Below are 16,310 nucleotides of genomic sequence, written 5' to 3'. Positions count from 1 at the left end.
CGGATTTCATCGTCATTTCATCGGGGGGATTTAATGTGTGGCAAAAATGCCATGCCGCCTGTGTACGCGCAGTTCAAGGCCCCAGTGGCACATACGCGACAGTGGTGGCCGACACGTTGAAACCAGACGCCGAGAACAAACGTCGCACGGGGGTGCAGGTAATGCGTATTGTTTTGTCTGAGCGTGGAACGGTTTGGTGGGGGGAATCTGCCGAACTGGTCAAGAAGGTTTATGCGGACACTTTCGGTGCCCGCGTCGAAGTGAATCCGGAGCGCTTCCTCTCCTATCTGGAACGGAATGAGGAGACGGGTCGTGAGGAAGTCCTTGCCTGCACCGGCCTTACGCCGGCCGAGGGTGGCCCGCTCTTTCTGGAGAAGTACCTGGACGCTCCCGTCGAGCAGATGATCGCCGCGGACGGGCAGCCGCTGACGGGTCGTCACGAGATCGTGCAGCTCGGCTCGGTGGCCTCGGTCCGTGTCACCGCCGGAGCCGAACTCTTCAAGGCGCTGACCGTGGTGCTGTGGGGTCTCGGCTGCCGCTATGCCGTCATGACCTCCACGCAGCGCTCGCTCGCCCTGCAGAAGCGGCTCGGCATCGTCTTCAACTCCATCGGTGAAGCCGACCCCGCCCGGCTCGACCCGGGCGAGCTGGAGGGCTGGGGCACCTTCTACGACCAGCGGCCTCTCGTCGTCTACGCGGTGATCGCCGAGCAGACACAGTCCTTCGTCAACGGCGTCGGGCGATACCAATTCGCCTCGATCGACATGCAGTTGATCCGGCGCCGGCCCAAGGAGCTGGCCGGTGTCTGACCGCCGCGTATCGCTGATCGACGGACTGCTGGCCCGCGCCGGCAGCGACGACACCATGGTCGAGGTGCTCTCCCCGGCCGGTGGCCCCTCTCTCAGGTGGACCTATCGGCAGGTGATCGGCGCCGCCAGGGTGCTCGCCGACGAGCTCGCCGTCCTCGCCGCTCGTCTGGGGCGTCCGCCGAGGGTCGGTCTGCTGGCCGAGAACTCGGCCGAGTGGGTCGTCGCCGACCTCGCCCTGCTCTTCTCCGGCGCCGTCGAGACCCCGGTCCCCACCGCCTTCAGCGCGGATCAGGCGGCATCCCTGCTGGCCGGAGCGGATGCGTGCCTCGTGGACGGCAGAGGCGCCGACAAGCTGGCCGAGTGGGGCGCCGAGCGCGTCCTCGCGGCCGGCTGCGGTATCGACGTGGTGGATCTGCCCGCCCTGATCACAGCGGGGGCGTACCGGGACGAGCGGGTGGCGCACCCCATCGCCTCGTGGGAAGAGGACGCCGTCTTCAAGGTGATTCATACCTCGGGGACGACCTCGGCGCCGAAGGGCGTCATGATCCGCCGGCACGGCATCGAGGCACTGCTGGAGTCACTGCGTCGCCGCAGCGATCCGGAGATCTTCCGACGCTACCTGTCCATCGTTCCGCTCAGCCTGCTGGTGGAGCAGGTCACCGGCCTGTACATGCCTTTCCTGGCCGGCGGGTCGGTGACCTTCCTGCCGCCGGGCACGGCGCTCGTCGGCACCACCGGCGACGCCGGACCGCGCATGCTGTCCCTGCTGCGCTCCGCCCGGCCCACTGCCATGGTGGTCCCGCCGACCATGGCGGCGTTGCTCCTGACGTTGTGCGATGCCCGGCCGGACGAGGACCTCCGGCAGCGGCACCAGCGCCTCTTCGGCCACGAGGGACCGGTGTTCATCGCCTGCGGCGGCGCCCCGGTACCCCCCGAAGTCCTCACCCGCCTGCGGGAGTACGACCTGCCGCTCTACGAGGGCTATGGCCTGAGCGAGAACAGCTCGGTGGTCGCCTGGAACTTCCCGGGCAACGTACGGATCGGCACGGTCGGCAAGCCCCTCGACCACGTCGAGGTCCGCCTCGCCGAGGACGGTGAGTTGTACGTCCGCAGCACATCGCTCTTCGCCGGATACACGGTCGAGGATCCCTCCAGCTGCGCGGTGGACGAGGACGGCTGGCTGCACACCGGTGACCTCGCCACCGTCGACGACGACGGCTACCTCCGGATCGTCGGCCGCAAGAAGAACATCGTCATCACGGCGGGCGGCCGCAACGTCTCCCCGGAGTATGTCGAGGGCCAGTACCGGCAGTTGCCCTTCGTCAGGGAGGCCGTCGTCCTCGCCGACGGGCTCGACACCGTCCGCGGCCTGTTCGTCGTGGACGCCGACGGTGATCACGACGCGATCCGCGAGGAGATCACCGCGTTCGGGCTGAGGCAGTTGTCGGACGTCGAGCGCGTCACCGACATCCGTCTCATGAGGGAGGACGACACCCGCTATCCCACCTGCTTCACCGTCACCGGCCGCCCCAGGCGGCAGGCCGTCCGCGACCTCCTGCTCGTCCCGGACCTCATCGAGGAGCACGTATGAGTACCGCAGTGCGCACCACGCCCTACGGCACCGGGCAGGGCCTCGTCCTCACCCCGGCCGGCCTCGGCTCGGTCGCCGACGTGGACTCCGTCCATCTCCTGAAGCTGCTCGCGGAGTCCGGCTTCCTGCTGCTGCGCGGCTTCGGCGCCGACATGGACTCCTTCACCACACTGGTGAACAACGTCAGCGTCCGCACCACCATCGACCCGGCCCGCGACTTGCACTCCGAAGTCGCCCAGAAGGTCGACGCCGGAACCGGCCCCATCGGTCTCCACACGGAGAACGGCAACAACCCCTTCCGCTCCCACCTCGCGTGGTTCTTCTCCGAGAAGGCCGCCAAGGAGGGCTCGCAGACCACTGTCTGCGACGGCCACCGGGTCTGGGACGCGCTGTCCGACGAGGCCAAGGCCGCCTTCTCGGCACACGACATCGTCTACTCCCGCTACGTCGGTGAGCAGCAGTGGCGAGCCATGGCCTTCCACATGCTGGAGCAGCGGGTGCCGCTGGAGGAGATCACCTTCGATCAGCTGCGTGCCCTCGCCGACTCCGTCCCGGGTACGACGGTTGAACTGCGGCCCGACGGCGGCATCACCTATGCCTTCCGTACACCGGCTGCCGCGCCGACGCTTTTCGGCGGGCGCATCGCCTTCGCGAACTCGATCCTCGGCCCTTCGACCAACTACGAGAAGCCGCGCATCACCTTCGCCGACGGCACCGAGTTCTCCGGCGAACTGCTCCAGGAGATCACCGAGGTCACCGACCGGTTCACCGAGAACCTCGACTGGCGGGACGGCGACATCGCCGTCATCGACAACACCCGGGTGATGCACGGCAGGCGAGCCATCGCCGACCCCGCGCGCACCATCTACAACGCCCTCAGCTACATCGAGGTGGAGGCGGCATGACGGCCCAGGCTCTGGAGCGGGTCAACGAACTCGCCCACATCAATACGTTCCACCCGAACGCCCTGCCCTGGGATATGGCCCGCAACGATGCGGAACTCGCCTATCTTTCCCGGGTCTGCTTCGACGAGGAAGGCCACGAACAGGCCGCGGTTGCCTACGCGGTCAAGGAACTCGGCCAGCTCGCCGAGATCGAGCGGCACGTCTCCGCGGTGATGTCCATCGTCCTGTCCGAAGTACAGGGCATGGACGACCCGTTCACCGAAGGACGCGGCCTCCACGACGCGCTCTCCTGCTTCGCCTCGGAAGAGCTCAACCACGCCAACGCGTTCTACCGCTATGTACGCGAACTCGGCGGCGTCGACTTCGTCCTGCCGGACAACCTCTTCAACGAGCGGCTCTCCCTCTACCTGGGGAACGAGTCCCCCTACGTGAAGCTGGCCGCCCTGTGCTGCACGGCGTACATCGGCGAATCGATCATCACAGTGATCGAGCGGCGCACCCGGGCGTACGACCCGGAGATGACGTACTTCCTGCCGAAGCTGCTCCACTTGCACAACCTCGACGAGGAGCGGCACGTCCGGACCGACCACTGGGTCATCGACGAACTGATCCCCTCCTTCGACGAGGAGGAGCAGGCGGCGATGCGGCGCATCATCGCGGGTACCGAGGCGCTCAACATCCAGTTGGCCATGCTGTACGAGAAGCACGCCAAGGACACCTTCGGCGTCGACTACACCGAGGACAACCTGATCCACCAAATGCAGGTGGAACTGACCATGGCCTTCGGCCGGCACGCCCTGTCCGGGCCGATCACCAAGCTCGACGACGCCCTGGACGACGCGACGCGTGCCCTGCTGGAGAAGTTCAGCGGCACGACCACCGTCCACGTCTGACGGCCATCGACCCACGGTGCCGGGCCGCTCTATCCCCGGAGCGGCCCGGCACCGTGCCTCTTCCCACCCCGCACCACCTCACCCGAGGAACTGCCATGAAGACCACGATCATCCTGACCTACACCTTCACCCCGGCCTGGCTCGCGCTCCCCCGCGACAAGCGGAACGCGATGGAAGCCGCCCACATCCTCCCGGTGTTCGCCAAGTACGCCGACCGCGTCTCGGCGCGCTTCTTCGACGCCGAGGCGTTCCACACGGCGTTCTCCGACTTCGCCCTGCTGGAGACCGAGGACCTGCAGGCGTACTACTTCCTGATCGAGGAACTGCGCGACTCGCCGCTCATCGCGCAGGGCTATCTGGTCGTGAACGACATCTTCATGGGCATCGAGGACGGTTTCCGGGCGTTCGAGGCGCAGACCGGCAACGGCGGGGACGGGCAGACGAAGTGACCGTCGTCGACGAGAGCCGCGAGGCACGGGCGGAGGGCGGCGCTCCGGCCGGGCGCCGCGCACTGATCGCCGGCGCACTGCTGGCCCTGTTCCTGGCGGCCGCCGACTCCACCGTCGTCGGATCGATCCTGCCTGCCATGGCCCGCACACTCGGGCGCGAGGAACTGTATCCCTGGCTCGTCTCCGGCTTCCTGCTCTGCAGCATCCTCGCCACCGCCGTCTCGGGCGCTGCGGCGGACCGGTACGGGTCGCGCGTATCGATGTGCGCCGCGCTGGGGCTGTTCACCGTCGGCTCGGTCGGCTCGGCCGTCGCTCCGGGCATGGTGGCCCTGATCGCCGCCCGCATGGTGCAGGGCCTGGGCGCCGGTGCGGTGGTGACGTTGTCGTACGTACTGGTGGGGCAGGTCTTCGACGCCGCGGGCCGGGCCAGGATGCAGGGTCTGCTCTCGGCGGTCTGGGGTCTGGCCGCCGTCGCGGGACCGGCGCTCGGATCGGCCGCGCAGGCGTCGGTCGGCTGGCGCTGGGTGTTCGCGGCGAACCTGCCGCTGGCTCTGGGCGCCGCGATCGTGGTGGCACGCCGGGCACCGGGCCGGAGCATGGACGGCATGCAGCGGGCCCGGGTCGACGTCCGGGCGCTGACGGCCTTCTCCCTCGGCCTCACGGCGCTGCTGGTGGTGCTGGTGTCCCCGGTCCTTCCGGTCCTTGCCGCTGCTGCGGCGGTCGGGGCCGGCGCCATCGCCCTGCACATCCGGCAGGTGCGACGGAATCCCTCGGCTTCGCTGGTCCCGCTCGCCATCGTGGCGGATCGCGGCCCTCGGGCGGCGGCGCTGGTCTCCATCGGCGCATCGGTCGTGCTCTACGCCTCGGTCACCCAGCTTCCTCTGGCCCTGTCCAGGACGGGAGCAGCGAGTGACACGGCGAGCGGCCTCGTCGTCCTGGTCGCCTCCCTGGGGTGGGTGGCCGGCTCCGCAGTATGCGCGGGGCTGCTGAGCAAGTACGGGGGGCGCGCGGTCGCGTCCGTGGGCGGAGCGCTGCTTGTTGTGGGCACGGCCGTGCTGTGTCTGGCCTCGCATCCGTCGCTGCCGCTCGCCGTCGCCGGGCAGTTGTTCGCGGGGCTCGGCACAGGCTTCGCCGCCGCCACGGCCCTCGTGCAGGCCCAGAACGCCGCACCGCCGGAGCAACTCGGCGCGTACACCGGCGCCGTGACGCTGTGCCGCAACGTCGGAGCGGCAATCGGTGTGAACCTGATCGCGAGCATCCAGCACGGTGCCGAAGAGCACTTCCCGGGCGGCGACTCCCAAACGGTGTCCTACAGGCTGGCGTTCGGTGTCCTGGCCGTCGCCGGGGCGCTGACTCTGCTGGCAGCACGACGACTGAGCTCCGGCGCGCCGCGCCCCGCCAGTGAGGTGGCCCATGGCTGACACGTCCACGAGCGCAGCGGTTCAGCGTCTGCGCCCGGCGGGGGAGGAACCTCCTTCCGGCATACCGGCGACCCCGCGCCGCCCCTGGCCGCTCACGCTCCTGCGGGTGGTCGCAGTCCTGTTCCTGTTCGACACGCTGCTCCAGGCAGCACTGGCCGGACTCTTCATCACCGGTGATGTGCGCTTCCTCGACCTGCATGCCGCCAACGCGCAGGTGCTCGCCGCTCTCGTCCTGGTGGAAGCGGTCGCCGCGCTGCTGGTCCGGCGACGGCTGAAGGGACCTGCCTGGCTCTTCCCGGCCGCCGTCGGCCTGCTCGTCCTGGTCGCCGCTCAAATGGGTCTCGGCGCGGCCCGGATGCTGGGAGGCCATGTCCCGCTCGGCGTCGCCCTTTTCGGGGCCGGGGCGGCGCTTGCCTGCTGGTCGTTCATGTACAAGGCCTCCGAGGCATCTGAGGCCTCTGAGGAGGAGAGCAAGTGACCTCGCGCCGACGGTTCCTGGGCCTGGCAGCGGGCCTCACCGCGGGACTGGCCGTCCCCCTCGGCGCGGCCGCGTACGGGCAGTGGACCGGCGAGCACACCGGAACGGTCCTGACGAGCCGGATCCGGCCGCCGAGGCAGTTCGCGGTCCCGCTGCCCATCCCGCCGCACGCCCGTCCGGTCCGTCTCGTGGACGGGACCGAGCGCTACGACATCGTCCAACGCGAAGCGGCCGTGGAGATCATCCCGGGGACACGGACGACCGTCTGGGGCTACGACGGAATCTTTCCCGGCCCGACGTTCGTCGGCCGCTCCGGGCGTCCGATGGCCGTGTGCGTACGCAACGACCTCTCCGTGCCCACATCCACGCACCTGCACGGAGGCGTCACGCCCCCGCACTCCGACGGCTACCCGACCGATGTGTTGGTGCCACCCCAGTGCGGTGCTGAGTTCAGCGCCCGGAAGATGACGCACAGCATGAGAGGCATGGAGACGACCGCCTCCGACTGGACGGTCTCCGAGGGCTACAAGACGTACGCATACCCGATGGACCAGCGGGCCGCGACGCTCTGGTACCACGACCACCGGATGGACTTCAGCGCTCCTCAGGTCTGGCGCGGACTGGCCGGCATGTTCCTGATCCACGACCAGGAGGAGGACGCTCTCCCGTTGCCTGGCGGGGACCGGGACATCCCGCTGATGATCTGCGACCGCTCCTTCGAGGAGGACGGTTCCTTCCGCTACCCGGGCAACTCCCCGTCCTGCACCGGCACCCCGGGTGTCCAGGACGCCTACATGGACGGAGTCCTCGGCGACGTACAGCTCGTGAACGGCGCACCCTGGCCCGAGCTGGAGGTCGCCGCGACGCGCTACCGCCTGCGCTTGCTGAACGCCTCCAACGCCCGTCGCTACCGCCTGGCGTTGGAGAGGGACCACGGGGACAACCTGCCGTTCATCCAGATCGGCGGCGACGGCGGTCTGCTCGCCGCACCCCAGCGTCTGAAGGCCATTCCCATGGCGCCGGCCGAACGCTTCGACGTCGTCGTGGACTTCGCATCGTGCCCGACAGGCAGTCACGTCACCCTGGTCAACACCTTGGCGGACGGCCGGATGCGTCAGGTCATGCGCTTCCGAGTCACCCGTGCGGAGAAGGACCCCAGCCACGTCCCGGCCCGCCTCTCCCGATACGAGGCCCTGGACCCGGCGTCCGCCGTCGCCACCCGGCACTTCGACTTCCGCCGTACCGACGACGCGTGGACCGTCAACGGCCGTCCTTTCAGCGTCTCGGAGACCCTGGCCCGGCCGCGTCTGGGCACCGTGGAGCGCTGGCGGTTCACGAGCGACTTCCACCACCCCGTGCATCTGCACCTGGCCCACTTCCAGGTGCTGTCGCGTGGCGGCCGATCCCCGGCTCCCACCGACGCGGGCTGGAAGGACACCGTCGACGTCCGGCCGTACGAGGTCGTCGACGTGCTGGTCCGCTTCCGCGGCTACAGGGGCCGCTACATGCTGCACTGCCACAACCTCGAGCACGAGGACATGGCCATGATGGCCAACTTCCAGGTGGTGTGAGGGGGTGATCGGCCGAGGCTTCAAGAAAGCCTCAAGTGGCCTTGCGCCGATGGAGCAGGTGGACATGCGGCTGCTGCCGGGGGCGGAGGCGCCGGGTACGAGCGGACTCGGGCTGCACGTGAAGTGAACTGTGCCGCTGCGAGAAGGCTGCTGGCCCCACCACTCACGCGGCGGGGCCAGCAGCCTTCCCCTAGTTCCTAGGCGTTCTGCGCGCCGTTGTAGACCTGCCAGGCCGCGTCCCGGTAGTACGCCCAGTAGGCGTCGCCCCAGGAGCCGAAGTAGCTGCCGGTCTGCACCGCCGAGCCGTCGTTCTGGTAGTTGACGGTGAACGGCCCGCCACTGGCGCCGCCGCCGAGGCCGTTGCAGGGCATGCTGACGCCGCCCTGCTGGGCATCGCGCGGCATGCCCTCGCACCAGACGGCGTAGTCCTTGTCACCGGGGATGCCGATGGCGTGCGCGTAGTTGTTCGTCGCCCAGTTGAAGCCGATGCCCGACCCGCCGACGGCGTCCTGCACATGCTGGCCGCTGTTGCCGCCGGTGCTCATGACGACGAAGGCGTTGTCACCGCCGGGCGACGTGTCGTCCGTGCGCCAGCCGATGGACCGCCAGTTCCACCAGCCGTAGGGGGCGTTCCCGCGGTTGTAGTTGGGGGCGAAACGGAAGTTGGTGTAGGTCTGGCCGGTGCCGATGTCCATCACACAGTGCCGTGCGGTGGCGAGTACGTCGTGGTTGTTGCTGGTGACGACGTTGGCGGTGCAGATGTAGTCACCCTTGCCAGGCACGGTGAACACCAGCCGACCGGTGGTGCCCCAGACACTGGCGTTGGCGGCGGTCTTCGGCCGCAGGCCCTGCTTGCCCTTGGGCTGGGAGGCCGGGATGAGCTTCGGCTTGCCCTTGGCGGCCGTCGCCGTCGCCGATGCCGGGCGGCCCTTGGCCGGTGCGGCGATCGGCTTGGCGTGGGCGATGCGCTGGGGCGTCCAGTAGGCGTCGAGTCTTGCCTGAGAAGTGTGGTTGACCGCGGTGCCGGCCTTGGGCGACGGACTCGGACCGGCGGGCGAGGACTGCGCGGTGGCCGGGCCGATGGCCAGGAGAGCGGTAACGGCCGCTCCGCCCGCGGCAATTGCTATTCGGCGCACGATGGTTCCCATCTGTCGAGTGATCCCGGTGAGGGGTGGGGACCAGGCGAGCGTCAGGGAAGCCGTTCAACACGCGATAAACCGTGCGATAAACGCCGTCAGGGCAACTGCGGGTCTCGTCTCGCGCCTTCGGCGCACAGCGGCTGGTTACGGGCGGGGGAGGGGGCGCGGCCGATGCCCGTTGCCGGGTGCGGGCGCGCGGTGGCTCCGGATGCCGAACGGCGAACCGGGTACCGGTTTCCTCACCTCTGAGGGCAGTTTTCGGGGGGAAACCCGTACCCGACTCGCCAGTAACCCTCTGTGGCGGCAACGGGAGTGGCACCTGGGGCCGTTGAGGCTCGTCAAGCCCCCGCCCCACCCGCCGCAGGAAGCCGCTTTTCGACGTGCACAACGACGATGCGGGCAGACGGCCAAGCACGCGCCACGTAAACCGCCCACCGTAGCCGCCCCCACCCGCGCGGCGCGCTTGGCAGTGTGCTCAGCCGGCAGGGTCGTATGTGTCGAGGTAATTCCTGACGGCGTCTTCGAGTTCTTCGGGACTCATGAGGGTTCGGTCCCAGGTCTTGCTGGTAAACCCGTTGCCGATAGGGCCGTTGAGCCATACGAAGTCGTAGACGCCGGGCTCGGCCGTTCGTGTTCGGACTGCGAACTCCTGGCCGTTCACGCTGAGACGGATTGCTTCATCGCTTATGGACACAGGATCTTTCTCCAGGAACCTTGCGGAGGTTGAACGCTTGATGATCTTTGCATGGTCGTCCGCGTTGGTATAGACCTGGCAAAGAGATGTAGATCACGGAGCGTTGAGGGAATCCTTCAGTGCGGTGACGAAAGAGGTCCAGGACGGTGCGGGGAAGGCGAGGGCGGGGCGGTGGGGGTTCTTGCTGTCACGTATGGGGACGGTGCCGGAGGCCGTAAAGGCGGGGGCCCATTCGATGCAGTCTCCGCCGTTTGGGCCGCTGTGGCTCGACTTCACCCATATCGCGTGGGAGAGGTCCGGGGTGGTGCTCATGGATGTACGCCTCCGATGTCCTGCGGATGAGATTCGCCGACTGGGCGGGTGACAGTGCGTCGGCACGCAAGCGGTCGTAGACGGCCTGTGCATTCGCCACTACCGCCGCTGAGTCATCCAGCCGTCCGCTCTGCTGGCCTTCTTCGTAGAGGAAGGTGGGCCCTTCCTCTTGCGTGAGCAGGGTAAAGGAGGGCAGCCATACAGGCGTGCCCGCCTCGAACGGCAGGACTTGGATGGTGATTTGGGGGCTTTCCGAGTCTGTCAGCAGCTGCCCGAGCTGCTCGCTCATGACGGCTGCGTCGCCCACCACGGTGCGTAGGGCGGACTCGTGCAGGATCATCCAGAGGGTCGAGGGATTCTCACCCTCCAGGGCCTGCCGCCGAGCCATGCGGGCCTCGACTCGCGCCTTGACACTGTCTGCGGACATGGGTGGCTGAGCCCACCGGAAAACGGCCTCGGCGTAATTTGGCGTCTGCAGAATCCCCTTGATCAATGGGCACGAGTAGGCGCAGATGGCCTTCGCCTCTCGCTCCAGCTTCACGTACGGCACGAACCAGGAGGGATGCCCCCGCTCGCACAATCGCTGGTGCAGCCGCAGGAAGTAGCCGGACGTGCCGTAGTGCCGGTCGCACCCCGCCGCGAACAGTTCGCTCCCGAGCGTCTTGCCGTTCTCGACCTTCGACACGTACGGGACCTTGTACCCGGTCGCGTCGGCGAGCTGCAGCTGCGTCTCGCCCGCGTGTTCCCGCGCGCACCTCACCTCGCGGCCGTAGTACCCGGGGCCGTCCTGCGGCTCATCGGTCATTCGTTCAACTCCCGTGTTTTTCCATTCCTGTTGGAAACATAAAACCCCTGGCCCACGGCTTGCCGCAGCGGAAACCTGGTTTTCCGTAAGGGGAGTTGCCCGCTCCTCAAGAACAGAACACACGGAGGATCGAACGAATGACAGGGCAGAGCCGCTGCGCGGAGTGCGACCGGATCAAGGCCGAGCGAGCGGAAGCCGTCGAGCGGGGCGATCAGAGCAAGGTGACCGACTGCATCGTGATCATGGGGCGCCACTTGCGGGAGGTTCACGCATGACGGCCCCGCCAGGGGAGCAGCGGTGCGTCACCTGCGGCATGCTGGCGGCGGCGAAGCTGGCGGCCGCGCTCAGGGGTGACACGGAGGCGGCGGCCCGTATCGGCAGGACCCTGGATTCGCACCGGGAGCGCCAGCATTCCTCTTGAGAAAAGCCCGAAGGGCGGCATCGTATCGATGCCGCCCTTCGGTTCTGCTTGATGTCAGCCGATCTGCCAAAGCTGGTTGTCGGCACCGGTGAGGGGGGCGAGCTGCACCGGCGACTGGCTGATTCCACGCTCGTCCGTGATGGCCGCGCCGCGGTACTTGACGCTTTCGAACGCCGAGCCGTCGGCGTTGATGTCGTAGTGCCAGTACTGCTCGCGCGCCTGGGTGTTACAGGCCTCGAACTTAATCGGCTTGTCCATACCCGCGGCGGCTACGCACTGATTGCGGTACGTGCTCTGCAGCTGGTAGGTCGCGTTGTGGCCGGCCACCGGCAGGAGGCGGAAGTTCTGGGTGCCGCTGGTGTCCGGGGCCCATACCTTGAGCTGGTCGTTGCCGAAAGCCTCGAGGTTGAGGTTGCTCTGGACGTTCTGGAACGTGTGCGCGACGTCCGTCGTGCGCGACGGGTGGTTGGCTGCCGTGGCGGTGCCAGCGGTCAGCAGGCCGCCGCCGACGAGGGTAGCCGCGGAGAGTGCAACGGCAGCCGCAGTTCTGATTCGTGCCATGGTTTTCCTCCCCTATTTCACGCGCCGTATGGGTTGTGAGACGGCGGTGAGAGATTTGTGAAGCCTTTGCTTCGAGGCGAACTTATGGATTTCCATGGGGTTGCCGGAAGTCGAAAATGGGTCAGCGTTCCCTTGCCCACGTTTCGGCTTCAATCAACTTCATTCCCATGGGCGGGTGTTGCCGTGCAAGCCCGCAAAAAGGCCAAGTCGCCGTTGGCCGTAATTCCGCGCAACGTTCGGAAGGGCTGAGTGTGGAGCTGCGGGAATGTGTCATCGGGGCCGTGCTGTTCCAGCCAGAAGGTCACGTCGATCACGCTCCGCATCGGCGTGATTGCCAGGCGTACGCGCCTGGCCCGATCGGGCCGTCGCGCCGTCGTGATCCCCCATTCATGCGGGGATGGCACCCTTGATGCATGAACGACGTCGCGCCCCGCCGCCCCCGTGTCCGTGCCCCCGAGCTGATCGGCGAGGGAGGGTGGCTGAATACCGGCGGTGAGCAGCTGTCGCTCATGGACCTGCGCGGTAAGTGCGTGATCCTGGATTTCTGGACCTTCTGCTGTGTGAACTGCCTGCACGTTCTTGACGAGTTGCGAGAGCTCGAGGAGAAGCACCGCGACACGACGGTGATCATCGGCGTCCACTCGCCGAAGTTCGTGCACGAGGCCGAGCACCAGGCCGTCGTCGACGCCGTCGAGCGGTACGAGGTGCACCACCCCGTCCTCGACGATCCCGCCCTCGCCACCTGGAAGCAGTACGCCGTCCGTGCCTGGCCGACGCTCGTCGTGATCGACCCGGAGGGCTATGTCGTGGCCCAGCACGCGGGCGAGGGCCATGCGCACGCGCTCGAGACGCTGATCGGCGAGCTGGAGGCCGAGCACGAGGCGAAGGGGACGCTGCGGCGCGGAGACGGGCCGTACGTGGCGCCGGAGCCGGAGGCCACCGATCTCCGCTTCCCCGGCAAGGCCGTTGCTCTGCCGGACGGGGGCTTCCTCGTCTCGGACACCACTCGGCACCAGCTCGTCGAGATCGCGGCGGACGGCGAGAGCGTCGTCCGGCGCATCGGCACCGGCGAACGCGGCTTCGGGCCGGACCGCTTCAGCGAGCCGCAGGGGCTCGCGCTCCTGCCGGACGGCAAGGTGATCGTCGCGGACACGGTCAACCACGCACTCCGCACGTACGACCCGGCCACCGGCGAGGTCGAGACCGTGGCCGGTACCGGCAAGCAGTGGTGGCAGGGGCAGCCGACGTCCGGGCCGGCCCGCGAGGTGTCGCTGTCCTCGCCCTGGGACGTGGCGTGGTTCGCGGACCGGGTCTGGATCGCCATGGCGGGTGTGCATCAGCTGTGGACGTACGACCCGGCGACGGCGACAGTCGCGGTGGCCGCCGGGACGACCAACGAGGGGCTCGTCGACGGGCCTGCCGCCGAGGCCTGGTTCGCGCAGCCGTCCGGGCTGGCCGCGACCGCCGACCGGCTGTGGATCGCCGACTCCGAGACGTCGGCGCTGCGGTACGTCGAGCGTGATGGCGACGGCTTCGCGGTCCGTACGGCCGTCGGCACCGGGCTGTTCGACTTCGGGCACCGGGACGGGGCCGCCGAACAGGCGTTGTTCCAGCACCCGTTGGGTGTCACCGCGCTGCCCGACGGGTCGGTGGCCGTCGCGGACACGTACAACCACGCGCTGCGGCGCTACGACCCGGCGACGGACGAGGTGACGACGCTCGCCACGGACCTGCGGGAGCCGTCGGGCGCGGTGCTCGCCGGGGACGACATCGTGGTCGTCGAGTCGGCGCGGCACCGGCTGACGCGGCTGCGGCTGCCGGAGGAGGCCGTCAAGGTCGAGTCGGTGGCGCACCGTACGCAGCGGGAGGCGACCGAGGTCGCCCCCGGGCGGCTGCTGCTGGATGTCGTCTTCCAGGCGCCGGCGGGGCAGAAGCTGGACACGCGCTACGGCCCGTCCACGCGGCTGCTGGTCAGCTCCACCCCGCCCGGCCTCCTCGCGGAGGGCGCGGGCACGGGGACGGAGCTGAGCCGCGAGCTGGTCCTCGCGGAGGGGGCCGGCGAGGGCGTGCTGCACGTTTCCGCGATGGCGGCGTCCTGCGACGACGACCCGGACAACGAGTACCCGGCCTGCCATATGCACCAGCAGGACTGGGGAGTTCCGGTGCGGGTCGTGCCCAGCGGCAGGGATCGCCTTCCCCTCGTGCTCGCCGGGCTGGACGCCTAGAACTTGAGTGCGGCGGCCTCGCTGTCCTGCCAGTAGGTCGTACGGGCGGAGTCGTCGATGTGGACGTTGCCCGACGGCAGGCCGGGCTGCGTCTCGCCGCCCTCGACCGGGTCGCCGCCCTCGGCCTGGAGCGCGACGGAGAGCTGCTTGGCGTCGCGGCCCTTGCCGCCGGAGCCGTCGGTGGCGGACGTCTGGACGCTCGCGTACGCGGACTTGCCGGCCGCGAGGTGCACCGGCTTCTGCGGCTTGCTCTCGTCGACCGAGGCGGCGGTGGCCTGGTCCTGGTCGAAGCGGATGAAGGGGAAGCCGTAGGCGATGCAGGCCTTCTTGGCGGTGGCCACGAGCAGCAGGTGACGGTCGGGGGACTTGACCGCCCGGGCCTCGAGCTTGAGGTCGGACGGGGCGCAGGCGTCGCCCTTGGTCGCGCCCTTGTCGGCGCTGTTCTCGCCTTCGTCGCCGCCGTCGGCCTGGGCGGCGGCGGCCTGGTCGTCGGCCTTGTCGGCCTTGCTGTCCGAACTGCCGCCGCCGCCACAGGCGGTGAGGGTCAGGGCTGCCACGGCGGTGAGCGCGGCGGCGGCAGTCCGCAGGGTGCGGGTGGTCATGGGTTCCCCCGGTGGGAGTGTGCGGTTCCTACGGCAGGATCATGCCGCAGTCCGGGGGAACCGTCGCGTCAACCCTCCAGGAACGCGGCCAGCGCCGCGGCGAGCTGCCACGGGTCGTCCGCGCCGCACAGTTCGCGGGCGGAGTGCATGGACAGGATCGCGACGCCGATGTCCACGGTGGTGATGCCGTGCCGGGCGGCCGTGATGGGACCGATCGTCGTGCCGCAGGGCACGGCGTTGTTCGAGACGAAGTGCTGGACGGGCACACCCGCACGCTCGCAGGCGGCGGCGAAGACGGCCCGTCCGGAGCCGTCGGTCGCGTACCGCTGGTTGACGTTGGTCTTGAGCAGCGGGCCGCCGTTGGGCATCGGGTGGTGGCCGGGCTCGTGCCGGTCCGCGTAGTTGGGGTGCACGGCGTGGCCCGTGTCGGAGGACAGACAGACGGTGCCGGCGAGGGCGCGGGCCTTGTCCTCGTACGTACCGCCGCGGGCGAAGACGGAGCGCTCCAGGACGTTGCCGAGCAGCGGGCCCTCGGCGCCGGTGTCGGACTGGCTGCCGTTCTCCTCGTGGTCGAACGCCGCCAGCACGGGGATGTACGGCAGCTGCTCGCCGGTCACCGCGGCGGCGAGCGCGGCCGTACCGGCGTGCACGGAAAGGAGGTTGTCCATGCGCGGGCCGGCCACGAGCTCGCGGTCGCGGCCCAGGTAGGCGGGCGCCTCGACGCTGTGGACCATCAGGTCCCAGCCGGTGATCTCCCCGGCGTCGACACCGGTCTCCTCGGCGACGAAGCGGATCAGGTCGCCCTCCTCGACCTTGCCCACGCCCCAAATCGGCGTCATGTGGCGCTGCTTGTCGAGCTTGAGCCCCTCGTTGACACCGCGGTCGAGGTGGATCGCGAGCTGGGGCACGCGCAGCAGCGGCCGGTCTACGTTGACCAGGCGGTTGCTGCCGTCGCGGAGGGTGACGCGGCCCGAGAGGCCGAGGTCGCGGTCGAGCCAGGTGTTGAGCAGCGTGCCGCCGTAGATCTCCACCGCGACCTGGCGCCAGCCCTGCGCACCGGTGTCGGGCACCGGCTTGACGCGCAGGTTGGGGGAGTCGGTGTGCGCACCGATGACGCGGAAGGGGGTGGCCGGGGTCGCGCCCTCCGGCACGTACCAGGCGATGATCGCGCCGCCGCGCAGCACGTACTTGCCGCCCGTCGACGCGTCCCAGGTGTCGGTCTCGGCGAGCTGGCGGAAACCCGCCTTCTCCAGCCGCTCGGCGGCGTTCGCCACTGCGTGGTACGGCGAGGGGCTCGCCGCGAGGTAGGACATCATGTCGTCGGTGTGGCCGCGGTCGAAGCGGTGCGCTGAGCTCATGACTTCCAGGATAAGGACCGTGGCCGAAAGGCACCCGGGAATAGGGAAGCCCGGAAACGCGGATGCCTGGAAACGC

At 68.9% G+C, this 16,310-nt stretch carries 18 protein-coding genes; 11 read left to right on the top strand and 7 right to left on the bottom strand.

What is annotated here, in order from left to right; all coding sequences use genetic code 11:
* Nucleotides 1-104 precede the first annotated feature (104 nt).
* From ACV530_RS14415 to ACV530_RS14380, 8 genes are all read left to right on the top strand, one after another.
* Complete coding sequence (locus ACV530_RS14415; protein ID WP_494332811.1) at nt 105-809, top strand: thermostable hemolysin; 705 nt, start codon at nt 105-107, stop codon at nt 807-809.
* Nucleotides 802-2,400, top strand: a complete 1,599-nt coding sequence (locus ACV530_RS14410; RefSeq protein ID WP_494332810.1) for an AMP-binding protein — start codon at nt 802-804, stop codon at nt 2,398-2,400. The genes ACV530_RS14415 and ACV530_RS14410 overlap by 8 nt, the downstream gene beginning before the upstream one ends.
* Nucleotides 2,397-3,305 carry a TauD/TfdA family dioxygenase gene (locus tag ACV530_RS14405; RefSeq protein ID WP_494332809.1) on the top strand — a complete coding sequence of 303 codons (909 nt, stop codon included), beginning with the start codon at nt 2,397-2,399 and terminating at the stop codon, nt 3,303-3,305. The genes ACV530_RS14410 and ACV530_RS14405 overlap by 4 nt, the downstream gene beginning before the upstream one ends.
* Nucleotides 3,302-4,198 (top strand): hypothetical protein, encoded by an 897-nt coding sequence (locus ACV530_RS14400; protein ID WP_494332808.1) that lies wholly within the window; start codon nt 3,302-3,304, stop codon nt 4,196-4,198. The genes ACV530_RS14405 and ACV530_RS14400 overlap by 4 nt, the downstream gene beginning before the upstream one ends.
* Nucleotides 4,199-4,293: 95 nt before the next feature.
* On the top strand, nt 4,294-4,647 hold the full coding sequence (locus tag ACV530_RS14395) for a darcynin family protein (protein ID WP_494332807.1): 354 nt from the start codon (nt 4,294-4,296) through the stop codon (nt 4,645-4,647).
* Nucleotides 4,644-6,068 (top strand): MFS transporter, encoded by a 1,425-nt coding sequence (locus tag ACV530_RS14390; protein ID WP_494332806.1) that lies wholly within the window; start codon nt 4,644-4,646, stop codon nt 6,066-6,068. Before ACV530_RS14395 ends, ACV530_RS14390 begins: the two co-directional genes overlap by 4 nt.
* Nucleotides 6,061-6,546: a hypothetical protein gene (locus tag ACV530_RS14385; RefSeq protein ID WP_494332805.1), complete on the top strand. Its 486-nt coding sequence runs from the start codon at nt 6,061-6,063 to the stop codon at nt 6,544-6,546. The genes ACV530_RS14390 and ACV530_RS14385 overlap by 8 nt, the downstream gene beginning before the upstream one ends.
* The gene (locus tag ACV530_RS14380; protein ID WP_494332804.1) at nt 6,543-8,117 is read left to right on the top strand and encodes a multicopper oxidase family protein; all 1,575 of its coding nucleotides are present in this window, start codon (nt 6,543-6,545) and stop codon (nt 8,115-8,117) included. The genes ACV530_RS14385 and ACV530_RS14380 overlap by 4 nt, the downstream gene beginning before the upstream one ends.
* A 197-nt stretch (nt 8,118-8,314) precedes the next feature.
* Here the strand turns inward: ACV530_RS14380 and ACV530_RS14375 are convergent, their stop codons facing one another.
* The 4 genes from ACV530_RS14375 to ACV530_RS14360 all read right to left on the bottom strand — a co-directional run bounded on the left by ACV530_RS14375 (nt 8,315) and on the right by ACV530_RS14360 (nt 11,067).
* Nucleotides 8,315-9,265 carry a trypsin-like serine peptidase gene (locus tag ACV530_RS14375; protein WP_494332803.1) on the bottom strand — a complete coding sequence of 317 codons (951 nt, stop codon included), beginning with the start codon at nt 9,263-9,265 and terminating at the stop codon, nt 8,315-8,317.
* 466 nt (nt 9,266-9,731) lie between these two features.
* Nucleotides 9,732-9,950: a hypothetical protein gene (locus tag ACV530_RS14370; protein WP_494332802.1), complete on the bottom strand. Its 219-nt coding sequence runs from the start codon at nt 9,948-9,950 to the stop codon at nt 9,732-9,734.
* A gap of 93 nt (nt 9,951-10,043) precedes the next feature.
* Nucleotides 10,044-10,226 (bottom strand): DUF397 domain-containing protein, encoded by a 183-nt coding sequence (locus ACV530_RS14365; RefSeq protein ID WP_494332801.1) that lies wholly within the window; start codon nt 10,224-10,226, stop codon nt 10,044-10,046.
* Entirely contained in the window at nt 10,138-11,067 is a 930-nt protein-coding gene (locus ACV530_RS14360; RefSeq protein ID WP_494332800.1) for a helix-turn-helix domain-containing protein, read from the bottom strand. Before ACV530_RS14360 ends, ACV530_RS14365 begins: the two co-directional genes overlap by 89 nt.
* A 137-nt stretch (nt 11,068-11,204) precedes the next feature.
* On the opposite strand from ACV530_RS14360, the gene ACV530_RS14355 reads away from it, so the two are divergent.
* The gene (locus tag ACV530_RS14355; RefSeq protein WP_494332799.1) at nt 11,205-11,342 is read left to right on the top strand and encodes a hypothetical protein; all 138 of its coding nucleotides are present in this window, start codon (nt 11,205-11,207) and stop codon (nt 11,340-11,342) included.
* A complete protein-coding gene (locus ACV530_RS14350; RefSeq protein ID WP_494332798.1) occupies nt 11,339-11,488 on the top strand; it encodes a hypothetical protein in 150 nt (49 codons plus the stop codon). Before ACV530_RS14355 ends, ACV530_RS14350 begins: the two co-directional genes overlap by 4 nt.
* Before the next feature lie 54 nt (nt 11,489-11,542).
* Here the strand turns inward: ACV530_RS14350 and ACV530_RS14345 are convergent, their stop codons facing one another.
* Nucleotides 11,543-12,049: an RICIN domain-containing protein gene (locus ACV530_RS14345; protein ID WP_494332797.1), complete on the bottom strand. Its 507-nt coding sequence runs from the start codon at nt 12,047-12,049 to the stop codon at nt 11,543-11,545.
* Between the two features lie 413 nt (nt 12,050-12,462).
* On the opposite strand from ACV530_RS14345, the gene ACV530_RS14340 reads away from it, so the two are divergent.
* The gene (locus ACV530_RS14340) at nt 12,463-14,274 is read left to right on the top strand and encodes an NHL domain-containing thioredoxin family protein (RefSeq protein ID WP_494332796.1); all 1,812 of its coding nucleotides are present in this window, start codon (nt 12,463-12,465) and stop codon (nt 14,272-14,274) included.
* On the opposite strand, the gene ACV530_RS14335 is transcribed toward ACV530_RS14340, so the two are convergent.
* The gene (locus ACV530_RS14335; protein ID WP_494332795.1) at nt 14,271-14,876 is read right to left on the bottom strand and encodes a DUF4232 domain-containing protein; all 606 of its coding nucleotides are present in this window, start codon (nt 14,874-14,876) and stop codon (nt 14,271-14,273) included. The two genes, ACV530_RS14340 and ACV530_RS14335, sit on opposite strands and share 4 nt — an antisense overlap.
* 68 nt (nt 14,877-14,944) lie before the next feature.
* On the bottom strand, nt 14,945-16,234 hold the full coding sequence (locus ACV530_RS14330; RefSeq protein WP_494332794.1) for a M18 family aminopeptidase: 1,290 nt from the start codon (nt 16,232-16,234) through the stop codon (nt 14,945-14,947).
* Between the last annotated feature and the right edge of the window lie 76 nt (nt 16,235-16,310).

The sequence above is a fragment of the Streptomyces sp. SX-6 genome (assembly GCF_059089585.1).
This window is presented reverse-complemented; position numbering and strand designations above follow the sequence as displayed.